Genomic DNA, 19,085 nt, shown 5'->3' with positions numbered 1-19,085 from the left:
CTTCTATGTGGTTTTCAGAGTACAAACTCTGACAGATTCAGTGGCGATAGCTACGAGGGTCCACCTGTTCCCATCTCGAACACAGTAGTTAAGCTCGTAAACGCCGAAAGTACTTGGCTGGAGACGGCCTGGGAGGATAGGAAGTCGCTGATTAAGCTAAAAAAGGCTAACCAAATGGTTAGCCTTTTTTGTTATATATACTTACATGTAGAGTCCGACCAGCGTACCTGAGAAAATAGAGTATGGGGTGATAGAGGCGCGTAGAGACGTTTGTGATTCACACATCATATTTAAATATGCACAAAAAATTACTCATTTTACAATTTGTTTAAATTCTATTCACTCATAATTCATATAGAATCTTTATACTATCAATAGTTGATTGAGATCAACTAGGAAATGGAGGTCTACTACTTAATAACTTTTATCTGTCCCTTTTACAAATAATACAAACAACACAACACAAAACAATACAACACATAAAACAACACTTAAATACACAACAATACTCTCCCTGTGTATAAAAAACAATACATATACAAAACTCTCTAATTATATATACCATCTCCCGTATATATAAAGATAAAAGTTAAGTAGACAAAAAGAGCCCGAAAGGGCTCTTTCCTTTTTTCGTATAAATAGTATTGTTATAGAATAATTATCTGTTTGTATACATGAAAGTGAGGGGATAATTATCTTTATACTTTAATAGTAATTTATGTATTATATAAAAAAGATGAAATTCTTAAATATCTTAGAATTACCTTGACAGATGGGGGCGCTTCTTGGTATTATATTCAAGTATCAAGTACACTTGATGTGCATAGGGGTATAGCTCAATTGGTAGAGTAGCGGTCTCCAAAACCGTTGGTTGTGGGTTCAAGTCCTACTGCCCCTGCCAAACTTTAGAGCTGCGACCTTCGGGTCGCAATTCTATAAAAAAGTTACTTAAAAATATTAAAATAATGCTTGCAAAAAGCTAGTCATTATGTTAATATAATCAAGTACCAAGTACATGACTCAGTAGCTCAGCTGGATAGAGCGTTTGACTACGAATCAAAAGGCCAGGGGTTCGAATCCCTTCTGGGTCACCAAACTAAAACTCACACGAATGTGTGAGTTTTTTTATTTGTCTAACTATATTTTATGGATCTTATAGACTAATACTAACTTAAGTGCCTTTTTAGAATTAGAACAGGCCTGTTCTAATTTGTAGGACCCCATATAGCTAGACCATCTTAGAGATAGTACAGGCCTGTTCTAATTCGTAGGGACCCTATATAGATAGGCCATCTTAGAGATAGTACAGGCCTGTTCTAATTTGTAGGCCTCATATAGATAGGCCATCTCAGAGATAGTACAGGCCTGTTCTAATTCGTAGGCCTCATATAGATAGGCCAACTCAGAGATAAAACAGGTCTGTTCTAATTCGTAGGGACCCTATATGGATAGGTCGTCTCAGAGATAGAACAGGCCTGTTCTAATTCGTAGGACCCCATATAGCTAGACCATCTTAGAGATAGTACAGGCCTGTTCTAATTCGTAGGGACCCTATATAGATAGGCCATCTTAGAGATAGTACAGGCCTGTACTAATTTGTAGGACCTTATATACGGAGGCTTAACAATAATAAAACGGAGCTGCTTTGTATTAACAGCTCCGTTTTGTTAGTTGGATACTTCTTTTAATTGTCCGGCAGCAATCGCCATATTTTTAGAATAGATGGCTTGCATATAACCATATGTATCTGGTTTTAATTCTTTTAGCTTAGGGTTTTTCTTAATGTTTCTACGTAGAATTTGACCTGTACGAGCATCAATTAGATTGATTTCGTCTTGTGTCCAATAGATGGTATCAGCATCTTGGTTGAAATAGTAATGATTGATATATTCTGTCATGTAATACATGGCACCTTGATGGCTATATGTTTTTGCGATGATTTCGTAGTTATTGCCTTCGCCTGCACGGACGATGACGCGATTATCTGCATAGTATTGTTGGCCGTTCATGCGATACATATAGGAATAGCCTCTAGCGTTCTCTAGGTCACCTATATTAACTGCGTAGGCACTACCCGTTAAGGCAAGAAATGTAAGCGTTAGAATAGCTAATTTTTTCATAGTATGGTGATTGCTCCTTATTTGGCATGAGGCTGATCTGATTCAGCGACGACGTTGACCACAACTTGTTGGTCGGATGGTATTTGACTCATGATAACCGGCATTGGTTGTTCCATGGCTTGCGCAATGCCTTTTATTTGTCGAATCGCAACTGGTACGGGTGTAGAAGACCCGTCTTGAAAGTTTTGTTCTAGTGTATTGATTTCGCTAACTGTTAAAACTGCTTTTGCTGCAAATGTTTCTTGTGAAAGTTGGTGTTCCTCGCGGAATGCTTTTATAATGTCTCCGATATACATAATGACCTCCATAATGTAAATTACTCTATCATTATACATGAAAGCATAATGAGATAATAGATAGATTGAAATATAGTCTTTTGTTATTAGTGTATTATAAATATTTATTTATGAAAATGTAAAAAAGGTTTGACGAAAGTAACATACGGTGATAATATAAACACATAGACAACATCATATTTGGGAATAGGTGCTGAAAAGCATAATAGAGAAGCTGGTTAAAGGCCAGCACGGTCCCGCCACTGTATGGTTGAGCGAGTCTAATTAAGTCACTGGGAAACTGGGAAGGCTAGATGAGCGTTGACACCGAGTCAGGAGAACTGCCTATTCAACATTCACCATTTGACCTACGAGTGATAGGGAGGAGAAGTTTTAGACTCCCTTTTTACGTACCCGTAAAAAGGATTTTTTTGTGTAAATGATGTTTTGTAGTACACAAATTATAATCTTTGTATCGTTAGAGTAGTCATGGTGAATATACCGTTTGGTATTATCAGCATGGCTTTTGTTATGTCTGTTAATATATTTATTGGTAAATGTAGGGCATGCATTTATTCATCATCATCCTAAAAAGAGAGATGGTCCTAGCACCTAGGTTAGGTGTTTGGACCATCTCTTTTTTTGATTCTTGGAACTTTAGAGTTGATAGATACATAGACATCTTGAAATTGTTAATTCTATATATATGATGAAGTCTCATAAAAATTACAAAAAATGATTGACGACATATATAATAAGTGGTATTATAGTTTCAGTCGGTACGCGGGAGTGGCGGAATTGGCAGACGCACCAGACTTAGGATCTGGCGCCTTACGGCGTGGGGGTTCAAGTCCCTTCTCCCGCACCAACTATATTTGCACCTGTAGGTGCTTTTTTTTTGCCCATTTACATCTGTTCAAGGAAACAGGCTTTTTTTTTGCATATTCGTAAATATGCTATAATAAATTATCAGTACTATTGTACTTGTAATAGATATGTTTAAGATATTATATAGATAATCATTATATATGGTGCAGTATGGATACTTCAATTGACACACTGCTTTCACAAAACCCATCTATGACAGATGGGCTAAAGGCGTTTCGCCAAAAGGGAAAGTCAGTTATATATGGTTTAAGTGGATCACAAAAGTCTTTCCTCTTAAGTCGTGCTATTCCAGAGGAACAAGTACAATCTATTATTATCGTGGTGCACGATAAAGAACATAAAGAATTGTGGGAACGGGATTTGGCGTTTTTTTGGCCTAATGTGCAGGTATTGCCATTTCCCATTACAGAACGTGTAGAATTTACTACCGTAGCTCGTAGCCTTGAAGGACAAGGGGCTCAAATGCGAGCGCTCAGTATGTTGGCCTGGAATCGTCCTGTTGTAGTCATCGCTACAATAGAAGAGGCCACGCAATATGTAGTGAGTCCTCAATATGTTATATCTCAAAGTGTGCATCTTGAGGTTTCTCAATCTATAGAGCGAGATGAGCTGTTAGAAAAACTAGTTAAAATTGGATATGAACGCGTAGACCAGGTAGAACAACGTGGTCATTTTTCTGTACGCGGAGATATTTTTGATATCTTCCCTGTGAATAGTGATGATCCAATACGTATGGAATTCTTTGGCGATGAAATCGATACAATGCGCCATTTCTCCGTAGATACACAACGGTCCATTGAAACGGTAGATTCTTATACGGTGACGCCATTCTTTTTAACCAGCGATGACGCAGATAGTACATTGCTATCTTATGCAAAGGATGGACTTATCATTTATGATGAACCGGTGCGCATTCAAGAAGCGTTGAAGAAATTCTTAAAAGAAGATGCAACACATCGCAAGCAACATTGTGAATGGTCTGAATTGCAACGCTCTGTAGAGGCTAAAATTGAGGTGGCTTTCACATTCATGCAACAGCGTTCTATAGGGCTAGCTGGATTTTATCCGATTGGCATTCAAGGCAAAACGATGACGAGCTTTGAGCGTCAAATTCCGTTGTTGATGGATGAAATCAAGCAGTGGCAAAAGCTGGGCAATCAAGTTGTACTTGTGATTAATAATTTGCAGCGCCGTGAAGGCATAGAAAAGGCTTTGCATGGTGATGCTATTCCGTATAAGCTTTGTGAAAGCTGGGATTTTGAGCCTAATACGGTTCACGTTATGCAAGGCTTATTAACTGATGGATTTGAATTACCGCATAGCCATTTAGTCGTCGTTGTAGAAGGCAATATTTACGGGCAGCTAAAACGCAAACTTCGCAATAAGCCTAAAAAAGGCCAAGAAATTAATTATTTTACGGATTTATCGGTTGGCGATTACGTTGTTCACAGCATGCATGGTATCGGTAAATATGTGGGCTTAAAAACGATTGAAACAGAAGGTATCCATCGAGACTACATTGAAATTGCTTATGCTGGAACAGATAGACTGTATTTGCCTGCTAGTAATTTAGATCAATTGCAAAAGTATATCGGCAATGAAGGCGATGTACCTCGCATTCATAAGATGGGTGGTAGCGATTGGCGTAAAGCGGTTACAAAGGCACAGAAATCCATTGATGATTTGGCGGATAAGCTAGTTGAACTGTATGCGAAACGGGAAATTACAGAAGGATTTGCGTTCTTGCCGGATCAACCGTGGCAACAAGAATTTGAAGATGCCTTTCCTTATGAGGAAACAGAGGACCAATTACAAGCTACGCGAGAAATTAAAGAATCCATGGAAAGACCAACACCGATGGATCGCTTGTTAGCGGGGGATGTGGGCTTTGGTAAAACAGAGGTCGCTATGCGTGCCATCTTTAAGGCCGTTGTGAGCGGTAAGCAAGTGGCCGTATTGGTACCAACTACTGTATTAGCTCAGCAACATTACCAAACGTTTTTAAATCGATTTAATCCATTTGGTGTAAAGGTAGATGTACTCAATCGATTCCGTTCTACAGCGGAGAAGAAAGAGGTCTTAAAGGGCGTCGAAAATGGTTCTATCGATATCTTAATCGGCACGCATTCCTTGTTAAATAAAAAGGTAAAATTCAAAGATTTAGGGTTCCTCGTCGTCGATGAAGAGCAACGCTTTGGCGTAGCACAAAAGGAAAAATGGAAGGAATGGGCTAGTAATATTGACGTCCTTACCTTAAGTGCGACACCTATTCCACGGACACTTCATATGTCTCTTGTAGGTGTTCGTGAAATGTCTGTTATTAGTACACCTCCAGAGGATCGACTACCAGTACAGACCTATGTAGTAGAATACGATATGAATCTCATAGCTGATGCAATTAAACGAGAACTTGCTCGAGGGGGACAGGTTTACTTCGTGTATAATCGGGTAGCATCGATTAATCATATGGGGGAACTATTAGAACAGGCGTTGCCAGATTTGCGTTATGCTGTTGCACATGGACAGATGACAGGCCGTCAAATCGAAGAAATTATGACCGATTTCTATGAAGGTCATTATGATGTATTGCTCAGTACAAGCATCATTGAAACAGGCCTTGATATACCAAATGCCAATACGATTATCATATACGATGCGGATCGTTTAGGCTTATCTCAACTCTATCAAATGCGTGGCCGTGTAGGTCGGTCTAGACGACGCGCCTATGCATATTTCATGTATCGACCTGATAAGATGCTTTCAGAAGCGGCAGAAAAACGTTTGAAAGCCATCGAAGAATTCACAGAATTAGGGGCGGGATTTAAACTAGCTATGCGCGATTTGGAAATTCGAGGGGCTGGTAATCTATTAGGTTCACAACAACATGGTAATATCGCATCGGTCGGCTTTGGCATGTATGTATCTATGTTAGAGGAAGCCATTGCGAAAGCACAAAATAAAGAGGTCGTCAAAGAGGTAGTACCAGATCCTGCCATTGACCTTGAAATTGATGCTTTCATAGATGATGCCTATATCAAGGATAGTGCGCGCAAGATTTCTGTATATCAACGGATGTTACAAATCAAGAATAAAGCGCAGCTTGATGATTTGACGGATGAACTTATCGACCGTTTTGGTACACCAACGGATCCGGTAGATCGTTTACTACGAGTCGCTCAAATTAAGGAACAGGCTCGTTTGTTGGGAATTAAGAGCATCGTTCGTCGCGATGGTCAGCTCATCATCCATTGGCAAGATGATTCAAAAATGGCCGATTGGGATATGGGTGCTGTTCGCGAAGATTTATGGAAGAAAATGAAGTTCATGGACACAAAACCTGCGTCATTATACATCAGTTTGAATGGATTAAAGGGATCTATTTTAACGATTACAGAAGCGGTGATGAAGGAGTTGTCAAAGAAATCTAAGGGGGGCCTATGAACCGATTTTTAAAGGGAGCCATGATTTTAACAATAGCTGGTGTTATCGTTAAAATTATTGGTGCTTTCAGTAAGGTACTCGTCGCTCGTATTCTTGGAGGCGAGGGGATAGGTCTCTATATGATGGCCTATCCGATATACCAGATTATAGTTAGTATTTCGGCTGCAGGGATTCCTGTGGCAATCTCCATTATGATTGCTGAAAAATTGGCGAATAGAGATATGCGTGGGGTACAACAAGTTTTTAATGTATCCTTACGGGTGCTTACACTAGTAGGTATTATATTTAGTGTGGGACTTTATGCTAGTGCAGAATGGCTTATAAAATGGAACATTATAACGGATTCAAGGGCTTTAATACCGATTCAATTATTATCGCCGGCTATTATTGTTGTCACTATTTTAAGCTGTTTTAGAGGTTATTTCCAAGGTTTCCAATATATGGTTCCTACCGGGACAAGTCAGGTTTTTGAACAAATATTTCGCGTAGGGTCCATGGTGGGGCTTGCGTACTATTTTATCGACTCCGGATTACATCTGGCCGCAGGTGGCGCTACCTTCGCCACATTTCCGGGCGTATTAGCGGGTTTAATCGTACTTGTGTATTTTTATAGGTCTCAACGTAGTTTGCGTCAGCAGATGCTAAGTGAGCAAAATGAAGAGGCCCCTATAGAACGTACCAGTGCTGTTATTAAACGTTTATTTGCCCTAGCCATTCCCGTTTCCATGGCCAATATTATGTTGCCTATGGTATCTTTAATTGATACTTTTATCGTTCCAAAACGATTGATGGATATTGGCTACTATTTACATGAGGCGACTACACAGTTTGGATATTTGACAGGGATGGCAACGTCATTAATTGGATTACCTATTATTTTAACGACGGCTCTCGCAGCGAGCCTCGTACCGGCTGTATCCGAAGCGCATGCAACGGTGAATAAGGGGCGTATAATCGAGCGTGCTAGCACAGCGATGAAGATTGCCAATTTATTTGCTATACCGGCTTGTATAGGCTTATGCGTATTGGCAACGCCTATTTCTCAGTTAATATATGCAACGCCCAATGCAGGTCCCGTTATTGCCGTGATTAGTCTTAGTATTATCTTTTTAGGATGGCAACAGATTACGGCTGGTATATTACAAGGATTAGGGCGCACCATTATTCCTATGCTGTCTATTTTTATAGGGCTTATGGTGAAAGCTATCTTAGACTATCAATTGACCGGGTCCATTGAACTCGGTATTAATGGTGCTGCATGGGCTACGAACTTAAACTTCGCCATCGCTGCCTTAATTAATCTAGTATTCGTAAAACGGTATGTAGGTAGTATTATTCAATGTATGAACCTATTGAAAATCATCATTTCCGCTATGGCTATGGGTGGTGCTACACAAGTTAGCTTTATGTTCCTTGTCGATATGGTTGGTAATGGTGCTGCCGTAGCTATATCCATCCTTATTGCTTTCATTGTATATATACTATCTCTTTGGATTACTAAGGCTATCGTAATGGATGATATGTATCATATGCCTGTTATTGGAAAACGATTGCGTAAACGCCAAGCAGAGGAGAATCAAATCTATGAAGACCAATATTGATATACAACCTCTTGTAGAGGTGGTACAAAAATTATGCTCTCCTAATGGATGCCCTTGGGATAAGGTGCAAACTCATGAATCATTGCGCCGTTATTTTATTGAAGAAACCTACGAAGTAGTGGATGCCATTGATAATAAAGATATGGATAATCTGCGTGAAGAGCTAGGTGATGTATTATTACAAATCGTGTTTCATAGTAGTCTTGCTGAAAAATCAGGAGCTTTTACATTACAAGATGTAATAAATGACGTAACTGAGAAGATGATTCATCGTCATCCTAATGTATTTCCAGAAGAAAATCCTGACAATAAAGGAAAAACATACACTTGGGATGAATTAAAAGCACAAGAAAAGGGAAATATACGAAAAAGTGTATTAGATGGAGTATCCAAGGGTTTACCTGCATTGGTGGCTGCTCAAAAGCTACAAGATAAGGCCGGAAAGGTAGGTTTTGACTGGGATGAGCTGGAGCCAATTTGGGCAAAAGTAAGTGAAGAAATTGGTGAATTTAAGGAGGCTGTGGCCTTAAAAGATAGAGAAAATATGGAAAAAGAGGCTGGAGATGTGCTTTTTTCCTTGATTAATCTCTTTAGATGGTATAAAATAAGCGGTGAAAATGCACTGAATCGCACAAACACTAAGTTCCGACAGCGTTTTTCACATGTAGAAGCTTGTGTTAACCAAAGCGATCGCTCATGGGAAGACTTTTCATTAGCTGAGCTGGATGCTTTTTGGGAGGAGGCTAAAGTGCAGGAAAAGTAACCTAGAGGTATGTTAGTAATCTCGGGTATTGTATTTTTAAGGAGGTTCTGTCATGAATAAAACAGAATTAATCGCAAGTGTTGCACAAAAAACTGAATTGACTAAAAAAGACGCTGAAAAAGCGGTAAAAGCTGTATTCGACACAGTTGCTGAAGAATTAGCTGCTGGTGGTAAAGTTCAAGTTATCGGCTTCGGTACTTTCGAAGTTCGTGAACGCGCTGCTCGTGAAGGCCGCAACCCACAAAACGGTAAAACTATCACTATTAAAGCTTCCAAATCTCCTGCATTCAAAGCTGGTAAAGGTTTGAAAGAACAAGTTAACGCAGCTCCTGCCAAAAAACGCAAAAAATAATCTGAATAAGATGTAAAAGAGACCCGATAGGGTCTCTTTTTTCGTCTATGTTATTTTTTCTTGTTTATGTGGTATAATCACAAGGAAAGGATAGATTATGACTACAGAACAATCACGGAAGGTCCTCATTGTATCTGCCTCTATTGGGACAGGTCATATGCAGGCCGCAAGGGCGATAGAAGAATATTGGAAATTAAAAGAACCACAGGCAGAGATTAGCCATGTGGATTTTCTTGATACGGAAACCTTGTCAGTAGAACATCTTATCAAGGGAACCTATATTAAGATGATTGACGTGTTTCCTATGTTATACGATATGATTTATCGCGTATCAAAGGGAGAGAAAAAAGGGACCATTTTACAAACCGTTTTGTCCTATATTCTAAAGAGCCGTATGTTGAAACTGATTCAACAAGAAAAGCCTGATGTGATTGTATTCACGCATCCATTCCCTTGTGGGGCCGCCAGTATTTTGAAACGCCAAGGCCTTATTGATGTACCATTAGTGGCTATCCTAACGGATTTTAGTAGTCATCAATTCTGGATTTATCCGCAAGTAGATACGTATTTTGTCGCTACAGAGGACATGGTAGGAGAAATGACCGCCGTCGGTATTGAGCGGGATAAAATTCATGTATCCGGTATTCCAGTGCGGAGGTCATTCTTTAAGGATGCCATTGATCATTATGAGATGAAGTCACCTGTTAAGGTTCTCGTTATGGGCGGTGGATTAGGCTTAGGTTCATTAGAGATTGCACTACAGCACTTAGATGCAGTTAATGGTATCGATGAGATTACTGTCGTAGCAGGACAAAATACATCGCTCTATGAGTCTTTGGTAAATCTAAGTGTACGGATGAAAACGAAAACTACCGTATACGGATATACATCCAATATATCTGAGTTAATGCATTCAGCGACCATGCTCGTCACAAAACCTGGTGCGTTGACCTGTATGGAGGCTGTTACCATTGGTCTACCTATGGTATTCTTTAATGCCATCCCTGGTCAAGAAGAGGCTAATGCGGAGCTATTAGAGGAGCGAGGTTGTGCACGTTGGGCGAGAGATATACATAATCTAGAGGACGTAGTGGCTGCGTTATTAATTAATCCGCCACGGTTACAACAAATGTCTGAACAAGCGCGTGCTTGGCATGTCGATGGTGCTGCCAATATCGTAAATGAACTCATTCATATTCTCGATACAAAAACAGATGCGCTTTCTACTAAGTGCGAGTTAGAGGCGTTATAAATAAAAAGGTCATCCACTAAACTAATTTACCTACCACATAGTATGGATTAGGTAACCATTAGCTTGGGGATGACCTTTCTTTATTCGTGGGTGAATTTATTGATAGTTTTCAATATTTTCCGTACGAATCTCTTGTAATGCGTTTAAGAAATCTTCTATTGAAGTATGTTCCTCCAGTAGTGCTTGCAATTGATGAGAATCATTAAGGCTTACACTCCATTGGAATGAATCGGTATCGTCATATACATTGAATACGATTGGTGTATCAAGTGTATCTGGCATATGACCATCGTCGTCGGATACAGTTGCATAGGTACCATCGTCTAATAGTTCAACAAAAAGCGTATCATAACCATCAAAGTCGATAATTTCAAAATCTAGAGCATCATAAAAATCTAATACTGCATCTGTTGCCATGAGAACCTCCTAATAGTATGTACTTATCATGTCGTATTACTGTCTAGTTATCTATCTGTATTCTACTGATGCGGTGTATGACTGTCAATGAAAATCTGTAGTATAATAAATAACATAATGATAACAGAGGAGTACGGGAATGAACGTAATTAGTTTACAGAATATAGAGAAATCATATGGCACACGATTGTTATTCACCGATGTATCCATAACATTTACCAATCAAAAACGATTGGGACTTGTTGGGATTAATGGAACGGGTAAATCAACCTTTTTAAAGATTTTAACGGGCCAGATGGAGTGTGATAAGGGGACTATTGAGCGCAATGGCAAGGCTACCATTCATTATTTAGCACAAACCCCAAGCTTTGATGAAGGAAATACCTTATTGGAAGCCATTTTAGATGGTGATCATCCGCGATTACAAATGGTAAAACGATTTGATAAGGCCAGTCGTGATTACCACTACATACAAGAGCAAGGCGTATCTGATGAACGTATTGAGCGCCATTATATGCAGTGCTTAGAAGAAATGGATACCCAAGATGGTTGGCAAGTAGAGCAAGAGGCGCGTATCATTTTGAGTAAATTGGGCTTTCACGATGTCAATATGTCCGTTAGCCTATTATCGGGTGGTCAAAAGCGGCGATTAGCATTAGGGCAAGCCTTGCTATATCCATGCGATTTACTATTGTTGGATGAACCGACAAACCATTTAGATGAGGATAGCATTGAATGGCTCGAAACGTATTTAAGCAATCGGCAAGGTGGCTTGTTGATTAGTACTCATGATAGATATTTCTTAGATTCTGTATGTAATGGTATTTTGGAATTATCTAATCGCCATATGTATGAATACGAAGGCAATTATGAGAAATTTATTGAACTGAAAGCAGATCGTGAGGCTCGTCAGGCGGCTACGGAGGAAAAACGGCGCCAATTTTTAAAGCGAGAAATCGAATGGGTACGCCGCGGTGCGCAAGCTCGCAGTACTAAACAAAAGGCTCGTTTACAACGGTATGAAACGCTTAAAAATATGGAAAAAACTAGACGTCCTGATCAAATGGATCCGATTGCCTTAAAGACTCGATTGGGCAAGACTATTTTTGATATTGAACATTTATCCTTTGATTTTGATGGACGTCCTATGGTTGATGATTTTACCTATCATGTGGTGCGTCATGACCGGATTGGTATCGTAGGTCCCAATGGGGTTGGTAAATCAACATTTATGAAAATCCTCGATGGTACCTATGAACCAGTATCAGGAACCATTGGCAAAGGCGAGACTGTCCGGATTGCGCATTTTAAACAGGAGTTGCCTGAATTTGATGAAAACATGCGTGTCCTTGACTATATAAAAGAAGACCATTCGTATATGTCTCTTGGTGATGGTACAACGTTAAGTGCGGGTCAAATTTTGGAACGCTTTTTATTTACTCCTGAATTACATGGTGTGCCTATTCGCAAATTATCCGGTGGTGAACGTCGTAGATTGTACCTCTTAAAATTGCTTATGAGTGCGCCGAATGTACTTCTCTTGGATGAGCCGACTAATGATTTGGATATCCCCACACTTGAGGTGCTAGAGGATTTTCTCGATTCTTTCAGTGGTGTCATCATAACCGTGTGTCATGATCGGTATTTCCTAGACCGCGTGGTAGATAAATTATTTGTATTTACAGGCAATGGCCACATCGATATCGTACATGGATCCTATTCTGATTATAAGGCTGACATGGGTGAAAGTAATAATTCTCCATTCTATGTGCCTGAACAACAGAGCTCTAGTGTGCATAGCACAGAAGCTGCATCAGATTCTACCGAGACAATTGGTGCATCCTCTAGTACTGAATCTAGTCATATAGAAACTCCTGTAAAAAAAGGCCTTAATAAGGCTGAAGAGGCAGAATATGCATCGATTATGGAGGAATTGCCAAAACTAGAACATCTTGTTAAAGGGTTGGATGTCATGATTAGCCAAGCGGGGACGGATTATGAAAAAATGCAAACACTCATGGCTGAACGTGAAGAGACACAATCTCAAATCGATACATTGACTGAACGATGGATGGAATTAGAAGAACGTCTATAAATCTTTATTTTATGCGATTTTTTAATACCTGATATGCATAGGAATTACTTTCAGAATTATTGATAAAAATCACATTTTGTAGTATAATTTCATCGATTAACGATAACAACGTTACCTAAGTAGGAGGAAACATGAGTAAGTACGAATTTTTAGATCGTCGTGTGCCTATTGAAGAAGGCAATATTGCCATTGTGCAAGATTTATCTAAATGTAAAAACTGTTCTTTATGTCGTAAAGCATGCGCTGTTGATATGGGCGTATTCGACTATTACGATTTGACAACTAATGGAGATCATCCGATTTGTATCCATTGCGGTCAATGTGCATCTATTTGTCCATTCGATTCCATTAACGAACGTTCTGAAATCGATGAAGTTAAGGCTGCTATTGCTGATCCTAACAAAATCGTTGTATTCCAAACAGCACCAGCTGTGCGCGTTGGTTTAGGCGAAGAGTTTGGTATGGATGCAGGTACTTTCGTAGAAGGCAAAATGGTTGCAGCTCTTCGTAAACTTGGCGGCGACTATGTACTCGATACAAACTTTGGTGCGGATATGACTATTATGGAAGAAGCATCTGAGTTGGTTGAACGTGTCCTTAATGGCAGTGGTGAATTGCCTCAATTCACATCTTGCTGTCCTGCTTGGGTAAAATTTGCTGAAACATTCTACCCAGAATTTTTACCTAACTTATCTACTGCAAAGAGCCCAATTGCAATGCAAGCACCTACGCAAAAAACATATTTTGCTGAAAAAATGGGCATCGACGCAAAACAAATGGTAGCCGTAGCGGTAACACCTTGTACTGCTAAGAAATTTGAAATTCGTCGCGATGAAATGAATTCCTCTGCAGAATACTGGGAATCGCCAGAAATGCGCGATACAGATTACTGTATTACTACACGTGAACTTGCTAAATGGTTGCGTGCAGAAGAAGTTAATTTTGATGAATTGGAAGACTCCACGTTTGATCCATTGATGGGTGAAGCATCTGGTGGCGGCATCATCTTCGGTAACACTGGTGGTGTTATGGAAGCAGCTATGCGTACTGCTTATAAACTTGTAACAGGTGAAGATGCTCCTAGTACATTGATTCCATTCGAAGCTATTCGCGGTATGGATGGTGCACGTGAAGCTGATGTAGTGATTGGTGATAAAACATTACATGTAGCGGCTGTTCATGGTACTGGCAACTTGCGTAAATTCATTGAACGCATGCGCACAGAAAACATCCATTATGATTTCATCGAAGTTATGGCTTGCCGCGGTGGCTGTATCGGTGGCGGTGGTCAACCACGCGTTAAATTACCTATGGCCGACAAAGCTCGTGAAGCTCGTATTGCTTCCTTGTATACGCGCGATGCGGAAGTAAAAGTGAAAGCAGCTTGTGATAATCCAGATATCCAAAAATTATATGCTGAGTTCTTTGATGGCAAACCTATGAGCCACAAAGCACATCACATGTTGCATACTACATTTGTGAGCCGTGCAGAAGACTTAGGTCCTAATGGTGCATGTACACCTGCTACATGTCCAACGTCTGTACCTAATTTGAAAAAAGCAGCAGAAGCTGCAAAAGCGGCTGCAGAAGCAAATAAATAATTAATTATTTATAAAATTGGATAAAAATCTTGAAAATCCGCATAAAATAGCATATACTAATTATTGTGAGAGACAATAATATAATGATTCTTAGAGAGAGGTATATGTTAATGACCTGGGGCGGACAGAGAGAAGGTTCTGGTCGTAGACCTCGTATGTACAAACGCGAATGTCGCTCGTTCCGTTTGACAGACGAGGAATATCAAATCCTGAAACCATTAGTAGATGCTATTAGAACGCGTACAGATGCATCTAATAAGCAACACTTAGAGTACTTGAATAACTAAATATTGACATGGTGTATGTATATAAAATATCTTTTTTGTACTCTTCCAATAATAGCAACTCTTATATATGCCATGTGAATAAGCGAAAGTTAGACCCTTTTGGGGTCTAACTTTTTTTTGTAAATAAATACATAAGGTATAGGCATTTTAACTATACCTAGTTATAATATGAGTATACAAGTTGTGAGTATAGGAGGTGTTAGCTTGTTACAAGATTTATTATCAGAGGATAATGTATCGTTTCGTTATCCTGCTGAGACATGGGAAGATGTGATTCGTCATGGTGGTCAGCTCATGGTCGATGCTGGTTTTACAGATCCTACATATACAGAGGCTATGATTGACGTAGTTCGTGACATGGGGCCGTACATTGTATTGGCACCGGGTCTTGCTATGCCTCATGCGCGCCCAGAAATGGGGGCTAAGCAAGTCGGTGCGGCTTTGGTAACGTTAGAAAAGCCTATCGATTTTGGTAGCCCAGAAAATGATCCTGTATCAGTAGCGATATTTTTATGTGCGCCGAATAAGGATGAACATATTCAATTGCTTACCGATATTGCAACCCTATTTGAGGATGAAGAATTCCTTGATGCAGCGGTAAATTTTGAAAGCATTGAAGATGTACAATCTTTTTTAGCAGAACATCTTGATGAAGCGTAATTTTGGAGGTAAACTATGATTTCCATTTTAACAGTATGTGGTAATGGCATCGGTTCTAGTTTGATGTTAAAAATGAAAATTGAAGAAATTTGTGCTGAAAATAATATCGAAGCACAAGTAGAATCAATCGATTTTAATGCGGCTCAAGGTCGCAAGGCAGATTTAATTGTTACTGTAAAGGAATTGGCAGAACAATTTGAGGACAAGGATGTAGCTATTGTACGTAGTTATATTAATAAAAAGAAAATTAAAGAAGATATTTTGGAACGATTACAACAAATCGCTAAGTAATTCATAGGGGGAGATAATTCTATGGAAATGATATTAGAATTCTTACGAGATGTATTGAGTCAGCCAGCGTTGTTGATTGGTATTATGTCCTGTGTTGGTTTAATCGCTTTGAAACGACCATTTCATAAGATTATGACTGGTACATTAAAACCGATTCTCGGCTATTTAATGCTTGCTGCTGGTGCAGGTGTTATCGTTAGCAATCTTGATCCACTTGGAAAAATGATTGAACACGGATTTCATATTACCGGTGTTGTACCAAATAATGAAGCTATCGTAGCAGTAGCACAAAAGGTGCTTGGTGTTGAAACGATGTCTATCCTTGTTGTAGGCTTATTGATGAACTTATTAATTGCTCGTTTCACCAAATTTAAGTATGTATTCCTTACTGGTCACCACAGCTTATTTATGGCTTGTTTAATGTCTGCTGTACTTGGTACTGCAGGTTTATCCGGTATTGAATTGATCCTTGTAGGTGGCTTCTTAATGGGCGCTTGGTCAGCCATTTCTCCAGCTATCGGTCAAAGCTATACTTCTAAAGTTACCGATGGCGATGAAATCGCATTGGGCCACTTTGGTAGTTTAGGTTATTATTTATCTGCATGGGTAGCAAAATATGTAGGCAAGGCAGAAGAAAGTACAGAAGATATTGAGATTCCTGAAAAATGGGGCTTCTTGCGTGACTCCACGTTATCTACTGCATTGACCATGATTGTATTCTATTTAATCGCCGCTATTGCAGCTGGCTCTGAATTCGTAGCAACTTTATCCGGTTCTATGAGCCCATACCTATTTGCAGTTATGAGTGCTATGAACTTTGCTGTAGGTGTAGCTATCGTATATTCTGGTGTTCGTATGATTTTAGGCGATTTGATTCCAGCGTTCCAAGGTATCGCTACAAAAATCATTCCTAATGCAATTCCAGCAGTAGACTGTGCTGTATTCTTTACTTATGCGCCAACAGCCGTTGTATTAGGCTTTATTAGCTCCTTTATCGGTGGTATCATCGGTATGCTTATTCTAGGTGCTGTAGGTGGCGTACTTATCATTCCTGGTCTTGTACCTCACTTCTTCTGCGGTGCAACAGCAGGTATCTATGGTAATGCTACCGGCGGTCGTCGCGGTGCTGCAGTAGGTGCATTCCTTAACGGTTTGGCTATTACATTCTTGCCAGCACTAGCATTGCCAGTTTTAGGTCAATTAGGTTTCCAAAACACAACATTCGGCGATGCGGACTTTGCCGTAATGGGTCTTGTACTTGGTAATGCCTTTGAATGGATTGGCATGGCTGGTATTTATGGCGTCGTTGTTATTGCAGCCCTTGTTCTTATTATTCCTAACTTCATTAAAACAAAAGGGAAAGTTATTAATTACGTAGAAGAGGAGTAATGAAAACAGCTGAGCAACATAGTAATGTCGTAATTCGATATATATTCTTAACCATTGGTGCTATAAGTTTTTGCCTTGGTACAGCAGGTATCGTATTACCAATATTGCCAACAGTCCCCTTTTATATGCTTACCTTATTTTGTTTAGCTCGTGGATCTGAACGCTTTCATAGAATGTTTTTGGAGTCCCAATTATATAAAAAGACAGTTGGTGCGTATGAACGCGATAAAGCATTGACGTTGCGGGCAAAGTTGTCCATTTTAGCTTCTGTAACTACAATCATGCTAATAGGTGCCTATTTTTCTAGAAATATTCCTATTGCCCTTATCATCATGGCAGTCGTATGGATTGCTCATGTTATAGCATTATTATTTGTAGTTAAAACAAAAAATTAATAATAATATGAAAATCCTCCCATTAGAGCATGCTTTAATGGGAGGATTTTTTAGGTCCATCAATTATATTTAGAAGATGAATGTATATTTCGTATTTTAATAAAGATTACATGAATTATTACTAAAATGAATTTGACAATTAATCTCAAAATAATTACTATTAATGTATTGTTTATAATATTTATATATATGGTGATACTATGAATCCACATGCTCATATGAAAGGACAATCAGGGGTATGTATGGCTAGACATACCGTATTTGACGGTATTGATTTGCTATTCCTTGATGTAAAGCGTGAAACGATTCAATTTTTCGCCCAATCTCATACAAAGACCTTTGCAATTAATCATTGTGAAGAGGGACGTATTGAATGCAAATTCGCATCTGGAGAATACTTGTATATGGGGCCAGGGGATATGTCGTTAGGGTGGCATATCAGGTCCGATTATCAACATGAAAATTACTTCCCTACAAAATCGTTTAAAGGGATAGTTCTATTAGTAGATGTAGAACGAGCTCAACATGTATTAGATACCCTTGTAGCAGATACACAGATTGATTTGGCTGCCATAGCCAATCGATTTTGTGAAAATACAGACTTTGGTATGATGATGGAGGAAACTGAGTCGGTTCGCCAAATTTTTTCCAGTTTATATAATGTGCCAGATCAAATTAGGTCCCATTATTTTAAGCTCAAGATTGTAGAAATATTTTTATTATTATCTGTAATCTCTACAGACTCCTATGAAAAACGAGGGAGTTACCGAAAGCAACAGGTAGATATTGTAAAAGCGGTAAGTAAATATTTGTCTAAGAATTTTGTCAAACGCATTACCATTGATGATTTATCTCATGACTTTGATGTCCCAGCATCAACCTTAAAGCGTTGCTTTAAGGGCGTATATGGTGTGACGATTCATCAGTTCATCAAAGAATGTCGCCTTAATGAGGCAAAACGTTTACTGCAAGAAACGGATGAATCCATCCTACAAATTGCCAATGCCGTAGGTTATGAAAACGGTAGTAAATTTACAAGTACCTTTAAGGACTTTGTCGGTATGACACCGAGTGATTATCGTAGAGTATAATTATATATTGTTTAACTGTATCTAACAAAAGTATCAAAATCGTATAATTTTGGTCTTTTCGGAGTAGATATGCATAATACACTTTGCTAACATATTAAATGTAAATGACTTTCAATGTCATTGTTGTTAGTAAAGTGTATTTTTTATTACTAATTTTAATGATGCAT

The 19,085-nt window shown here is 39.1% G+C and carries 16 protein-coding genes, 3 tRNA genes, 1 rRNA gene and 1 riboswitch; of the genes, 17 read left to right on the top strand and 3 right to left on the bottom strand.

Annotation, left to right across the window (positions count from 1 at the left end; all coding sequences use genetic code 11):
- Nucleotides 1-36: 36 nt before the first annotated feature.
- From rrf to O3598_RS06890, 3 genes are all read left to right on the top strand, one after another.
- Nucleotides 37-153: ribosomal RNA gene (gene rrf, locus O3598_RS06900) — 5S ribosomal RNA — on the top strand.
- 672 nt (nt 154-825) lie between these two features.
- A tRNA-Trp gene (locus O3598_RS06895) sits at nt 826-901 on the top strand.
- Between the two features lie 116 nt (nt 902-1,017).
- Nucleotides 1,018-1,094, top strand: a tRNA-Arg gene (locus O3598_RS06890).
- A 573-nt stretch (nt 1,095-1,667) separates the two neighbouring features.
- Here O3598_RS06890 and O3598_RS06885 read toward each other — a convergent pair.
- Together O3598_RS06885 and O3598_RS06880 are read right to left on the bottom strand one after the other, a co-directional pair.
- Nucleotides 1,668-2,120, bottom strand: coding sequence for a hypothetical protein (locus O3598_RS06885; RefSeq protein ID WP_009661397.1), 453 nt, complete (start codon nt 2,118-2,120; stop codon nt 1,668-1,670).
- A gap of 17 nt (nt 2,121-2,137) precedes the next feature.
- The gene (locus O3598_RS06880; protein WP_038148711.1) at nt 2,138-2,416 is read right to left on the bottom strand and encodes a helix-turn-helix domain-containing protein; all 279 of its coding nucleotides are present in this window, start codon (nt 2,414-2,416) and stop codon (nt 2,138-2,140) included.
- A 171-nt stretch (nt 2,417-2,587) separates the two neighbouring features.
- Nucleotides 2,588-2,758: riboswitch (cobalamin riboswitch) on the top strand.
- A 420-nt stretch (nt 2,759-3,178) separates the two neighbouring features.
- Here O3598_RS06880 and O3598_RS06875 point away from each other — a divergent pair.
- From O3598_RS06875 to O3598_RS06850, 6 genes are all read left to right on the top strand, one after another.
- Nucleotides 3,179-3,263: transfer RNA gene (locus tag O3598_RS06875), tRNA-Leu, on the top strand.
- A gap of 170 nt (nt 3,264-3,433) precedes the next feature.
- A complete protein-coding gene (gene mfd / locus O3598_RS06870; protein WP_371452245.1) occupies nt 3,434-6,724 on the top strand; it encodes a transcription-repair coupling factor in 3,291 nt (1,096 codons plus the stop codon).
- Nucleotides 6,721-8,325, top strand: a complete 1,605-nt coding sequence (locus O3598_RS06865) for a putative polysaccharide biosynthesis protein (RefSeq protein ID WP_060807493.1) — start codon at nt 6,721-6,723, stop codon at nt 8,323-8,325. Before mfd ends, O3598_RS06865 begins: the two co-directional genes overlap by 4 nt.
- Nucleotides 8,309-9,088, top strand: coding sequence for a nucleoside triphosphate pyrophosphohydrolase (gene mazG / locus O3598_RS06860; protein ID WP_005381939.1), 780 nt, complete (start codon nt 8,309-8,311; stop codon nt 9,086-9,088). Before O3598_RS06865 ends, mazG begins: the two co-directional genes overlap by 17 nt.
- A gap of 52 nt (nt 9,089-9,140) precedes the next feature.
- Nucleotides 9,141-9,440, top strand: a complete 300-nt coding sequence (gene hbs / locus O3598_RS06855; RefSeq protein ID WP_005381952.1) for a non-specific DNA-binding protein Hbs — start codon at nt 9,141-9,143, stop codon at nt 9,438-9,440.
- Nucleotides 9,441-9,537: 97 nt separating this feature from the next.
- Nucleotides 9,538-10,692, top strand: a complete 1,155-nt coding sequence (locus O3598_RS06850; protein ID WP_371452243.1) for an MGDG synthase family glycosyltransferase — start codon at nt 9,538-9,540, stop codon at nt 10,690-10,692.
- A gap of 96 nt (nt 10,693-10,788) precedes the next feature.
- Here O3598_RS06850 and O3598_RS06845 read toward each other — a convergent pair whose 3' ends face one another.
- Nucleotides 10,789-11,109, bottom strand: a complete 321-nt coding sequence (locus O3598_RS06845) for a hypothetical protein (protein ID WP_371452242.1) — start codon at nt 11,107-11,109, stop codon at nt 10,789-10,791.
- 139 nt (nt 11,110-11,248) lie between these two features.
- On the opposite strand from O3598_RS06845, the gene O3598_RS06840 reads away from it, so the two are divergent.
- The 8 genes from O3598_RS06840 (at nt 11,249) to O3598_RS06805 (ending at nt 18,918) form a co-directional block, all read left to right on the top strand.
- On the top strand, nt 11,249-13,204 hold the full coding sequence (locus O3598_RS06840) for an ABC-F family ATP-binding cassette domain-containing protein (RefSeq protein ID WP_371452240.1): 1,956 nt from the start codon (nt 11,249-11,251) through the stop codon (nt 13,202-13,204).
- A gap of 131 nt (nt 13,205-13,335) precedes the next feature.
- Nucleotides 13,336-14,805: a [FeFe] hydrogenase, group A gene (locus O3598_RS06835; RefSeq protein ID WP_371452239.1), complete on the top strand. Its 1,470-nt coding sequence runs from the start codon at nt 13,336-13,338 to the stop codon at nt 14,803-14,805.
- A 104-nt stretch (nt 14,806-14,909) separates the two neighbouring features.
- A complete protein-coding gene (locus tag O3598_RS06830; protein ID WP_371452238.1) occupies nt 14,910-15,092 on the top strand; it encodes a hypothetical protein in 183 nt (60 codons plus the stop codon).
- 204 nt (nt 15,093-15,296) lie between these two features.
- Nucleotides 15,297-15,752, top strand: coding sequence for a PTS sugar transporter subunit IIA (locus O3598_RS06825; protein ID WP_119982710.1), 456 nt, complete (start codon nt 15,297-15,299; stop codon nt 15,750-15,752).
- A gap of 15 nt (nt 15,753-15,767) precedes the next feature.
- Nucleotides 15,768-16,043, top strand: a complete 276-nt coding sequence (locus O3598_RS06820) for a PTS sugar transporter subunit IIB (protein WP_005381928.1) — start codon at nt 15,768-15,770, stop codon at nt 16,041-16,043.
- Between the two features lie 21 nt (nt 16,044-16,064).
- Nucleotides 16,065-17,432, top strand: coding sequence for a PTS ascorbate transporter subunit IIC (gene ulaA / locus O3598_RS06815; RefSeq protein ID WP_005378638.1), 1,368 nt, complete (start codon nt 16,065-16,067; stop codon nt 17,430-17,432).
- Nucleotides 17,432-17,827, top strand: a complete 396-nt coding sequence (locus O3598_RS06810; RefSeq protein ID WP_119982709.1) for a YbaN family protein — start codon at nt 17,432-17,434, stop codon at nt 17,825-17,827. The genes ulaA and O3598_RS06810 overlap by 1 nt, the downstream gene beginning before the upstream one ends.
- 200 nt (nt 17,828-18,027) lie before the next feature.
- Nucleotides 18,028-18,918, top strand: coding sequence for a helix-turn-helix transcriptional regulator (locus O3598_RS06805; RefSeq protein ID WP_371452236.1), 891 nt, complete (start codon nt 18,028-18,030; stop codon nt 18,916-18,918).
- The last annotated feature ends 167 nt before the right edge of the window (nt 18,919-19,085 follow it).

Source organism: Veillonella atypica (assembly GCF_041431435.1).
GTDB classification, from domain to species: domain Bacteria; phylum Bacillota; class Negativicutes; order Veillonellales; family Veillonellaceae; genus Veillonella; species Veillonella atypica.
The sequence above is the reverse complement of the archived record's forward strand: the minus strand, read 5'-3'. Positions and strand labels throughout refer to the sequence as shown.

What these genes read in the sequence shown, in the direction of transcription:
- ulaA (WP_005378638.1), top strand. Translation starts at nt 16,065, where the DNA reads ATGGAAATGATATTAGAATTCTTACGAGATGTATTGAGTCAGCCAGCG.
- O3598_RS06880 (WP_038148711.1), bottom strand. Translation starts at nt 2,416, where the DNA reads ATGTATATCGGAGACATTATAAAAGCATTCCGCGAGGAACACCAACTT.
- O3598_RS06850 (WP_371452243.1), top strand. Translation starts at nt 9,538, where the DNA reads ATGACTACAGAACAATCACGGAAGGTCCTCATTGTATCTGCCTCTATT.
- O3598_RS06845 (WP_371452242.1), bottom strand. Translation starts at nt 11,109, where the DNA reads ATGGCAACAGATGCAGTATTAGATTTTTATGATGCTCTAGATTTTGAA.
- O3598_RS06830 (WP_371452238.1), top strand. Translation starts at nt 14,910, where the DNA reads ATGTTAATGACCTGGGGCGGACAGAGAGAAGGTTCTGGTCGTAGACCT.
- O3598_RS06835 (WP_371452239.1), top strand. Translation starts at nt 13,336, where the DNA reads ATGAGTAAGTACGAATTTTTAGATCGTCGTGTGCCTATTGAAGAAGGC.
- mazG (WP_005381939.1), top strand. Translation starts at nt 8,309, where the DNA reads ATGAAGACCAATATTGATATACAACCTCTTGTAGAGGTGGTACAAAAA.
- O3598_RS06885 (WP_009661397.1), bottom strand. Translation starts at nt 2,120, where the DNA reads ATGAAAAAATTAGCTATTCTAACGCTTACATTTCTTGCCTTAACGGGT.
- hbs (WP_005381952.1), top strand. Translation starts at nt 9,141, where the DNA reads ATGAATAAAACAGAATTAATCGCAAGTGTTGCACAAAAAACTGAATTG.
- O3598_RS06810 (WP_119982709.1), top strand. Translation starts at nt 17,432, where the DNA reads ATGAAAACAGCTGAGCAACATAGTAATGTCGTAATTCGATATATATTC.
- mfd (WP_371452245.1), top strand. Translation starts at nt 3,434, where the DNA reads ATGGATACTTCAATTGACACACTGCTTTCACAAAACCCATCTATGACA.
- O3598_RS06840 (WP_371452240.1), top strand. Translation starts at nt 11,249, where the DNA reads ATGAACGTAATTAGTTTACAGAATATAGAGAAATCATATGGCACACGA.
- O3598_RS06820 (WP_005381928.1), top strand. Translation starts at nt 15,768, where the DNA reads ATGATTTCCATTTTAACAGTATGTGGTAATGGCATCGGTTCTAGTTTG.
- O3598_RS06865 (WP_060807493.1), top strand. Translation starts at nt 6,721, where the DNA reads ATGAACCGATTTTTAAAGGGAGCCATGATTTTAACAATAGCTGGTGTT.
- O3598_RS06805 (WP_371452236.1), top strand. Translation starts at nt 18,028, where the DNA reads ATGAATCCACATGCTCATATGAAAGGACAATCAGGGGTATGTATGGCT.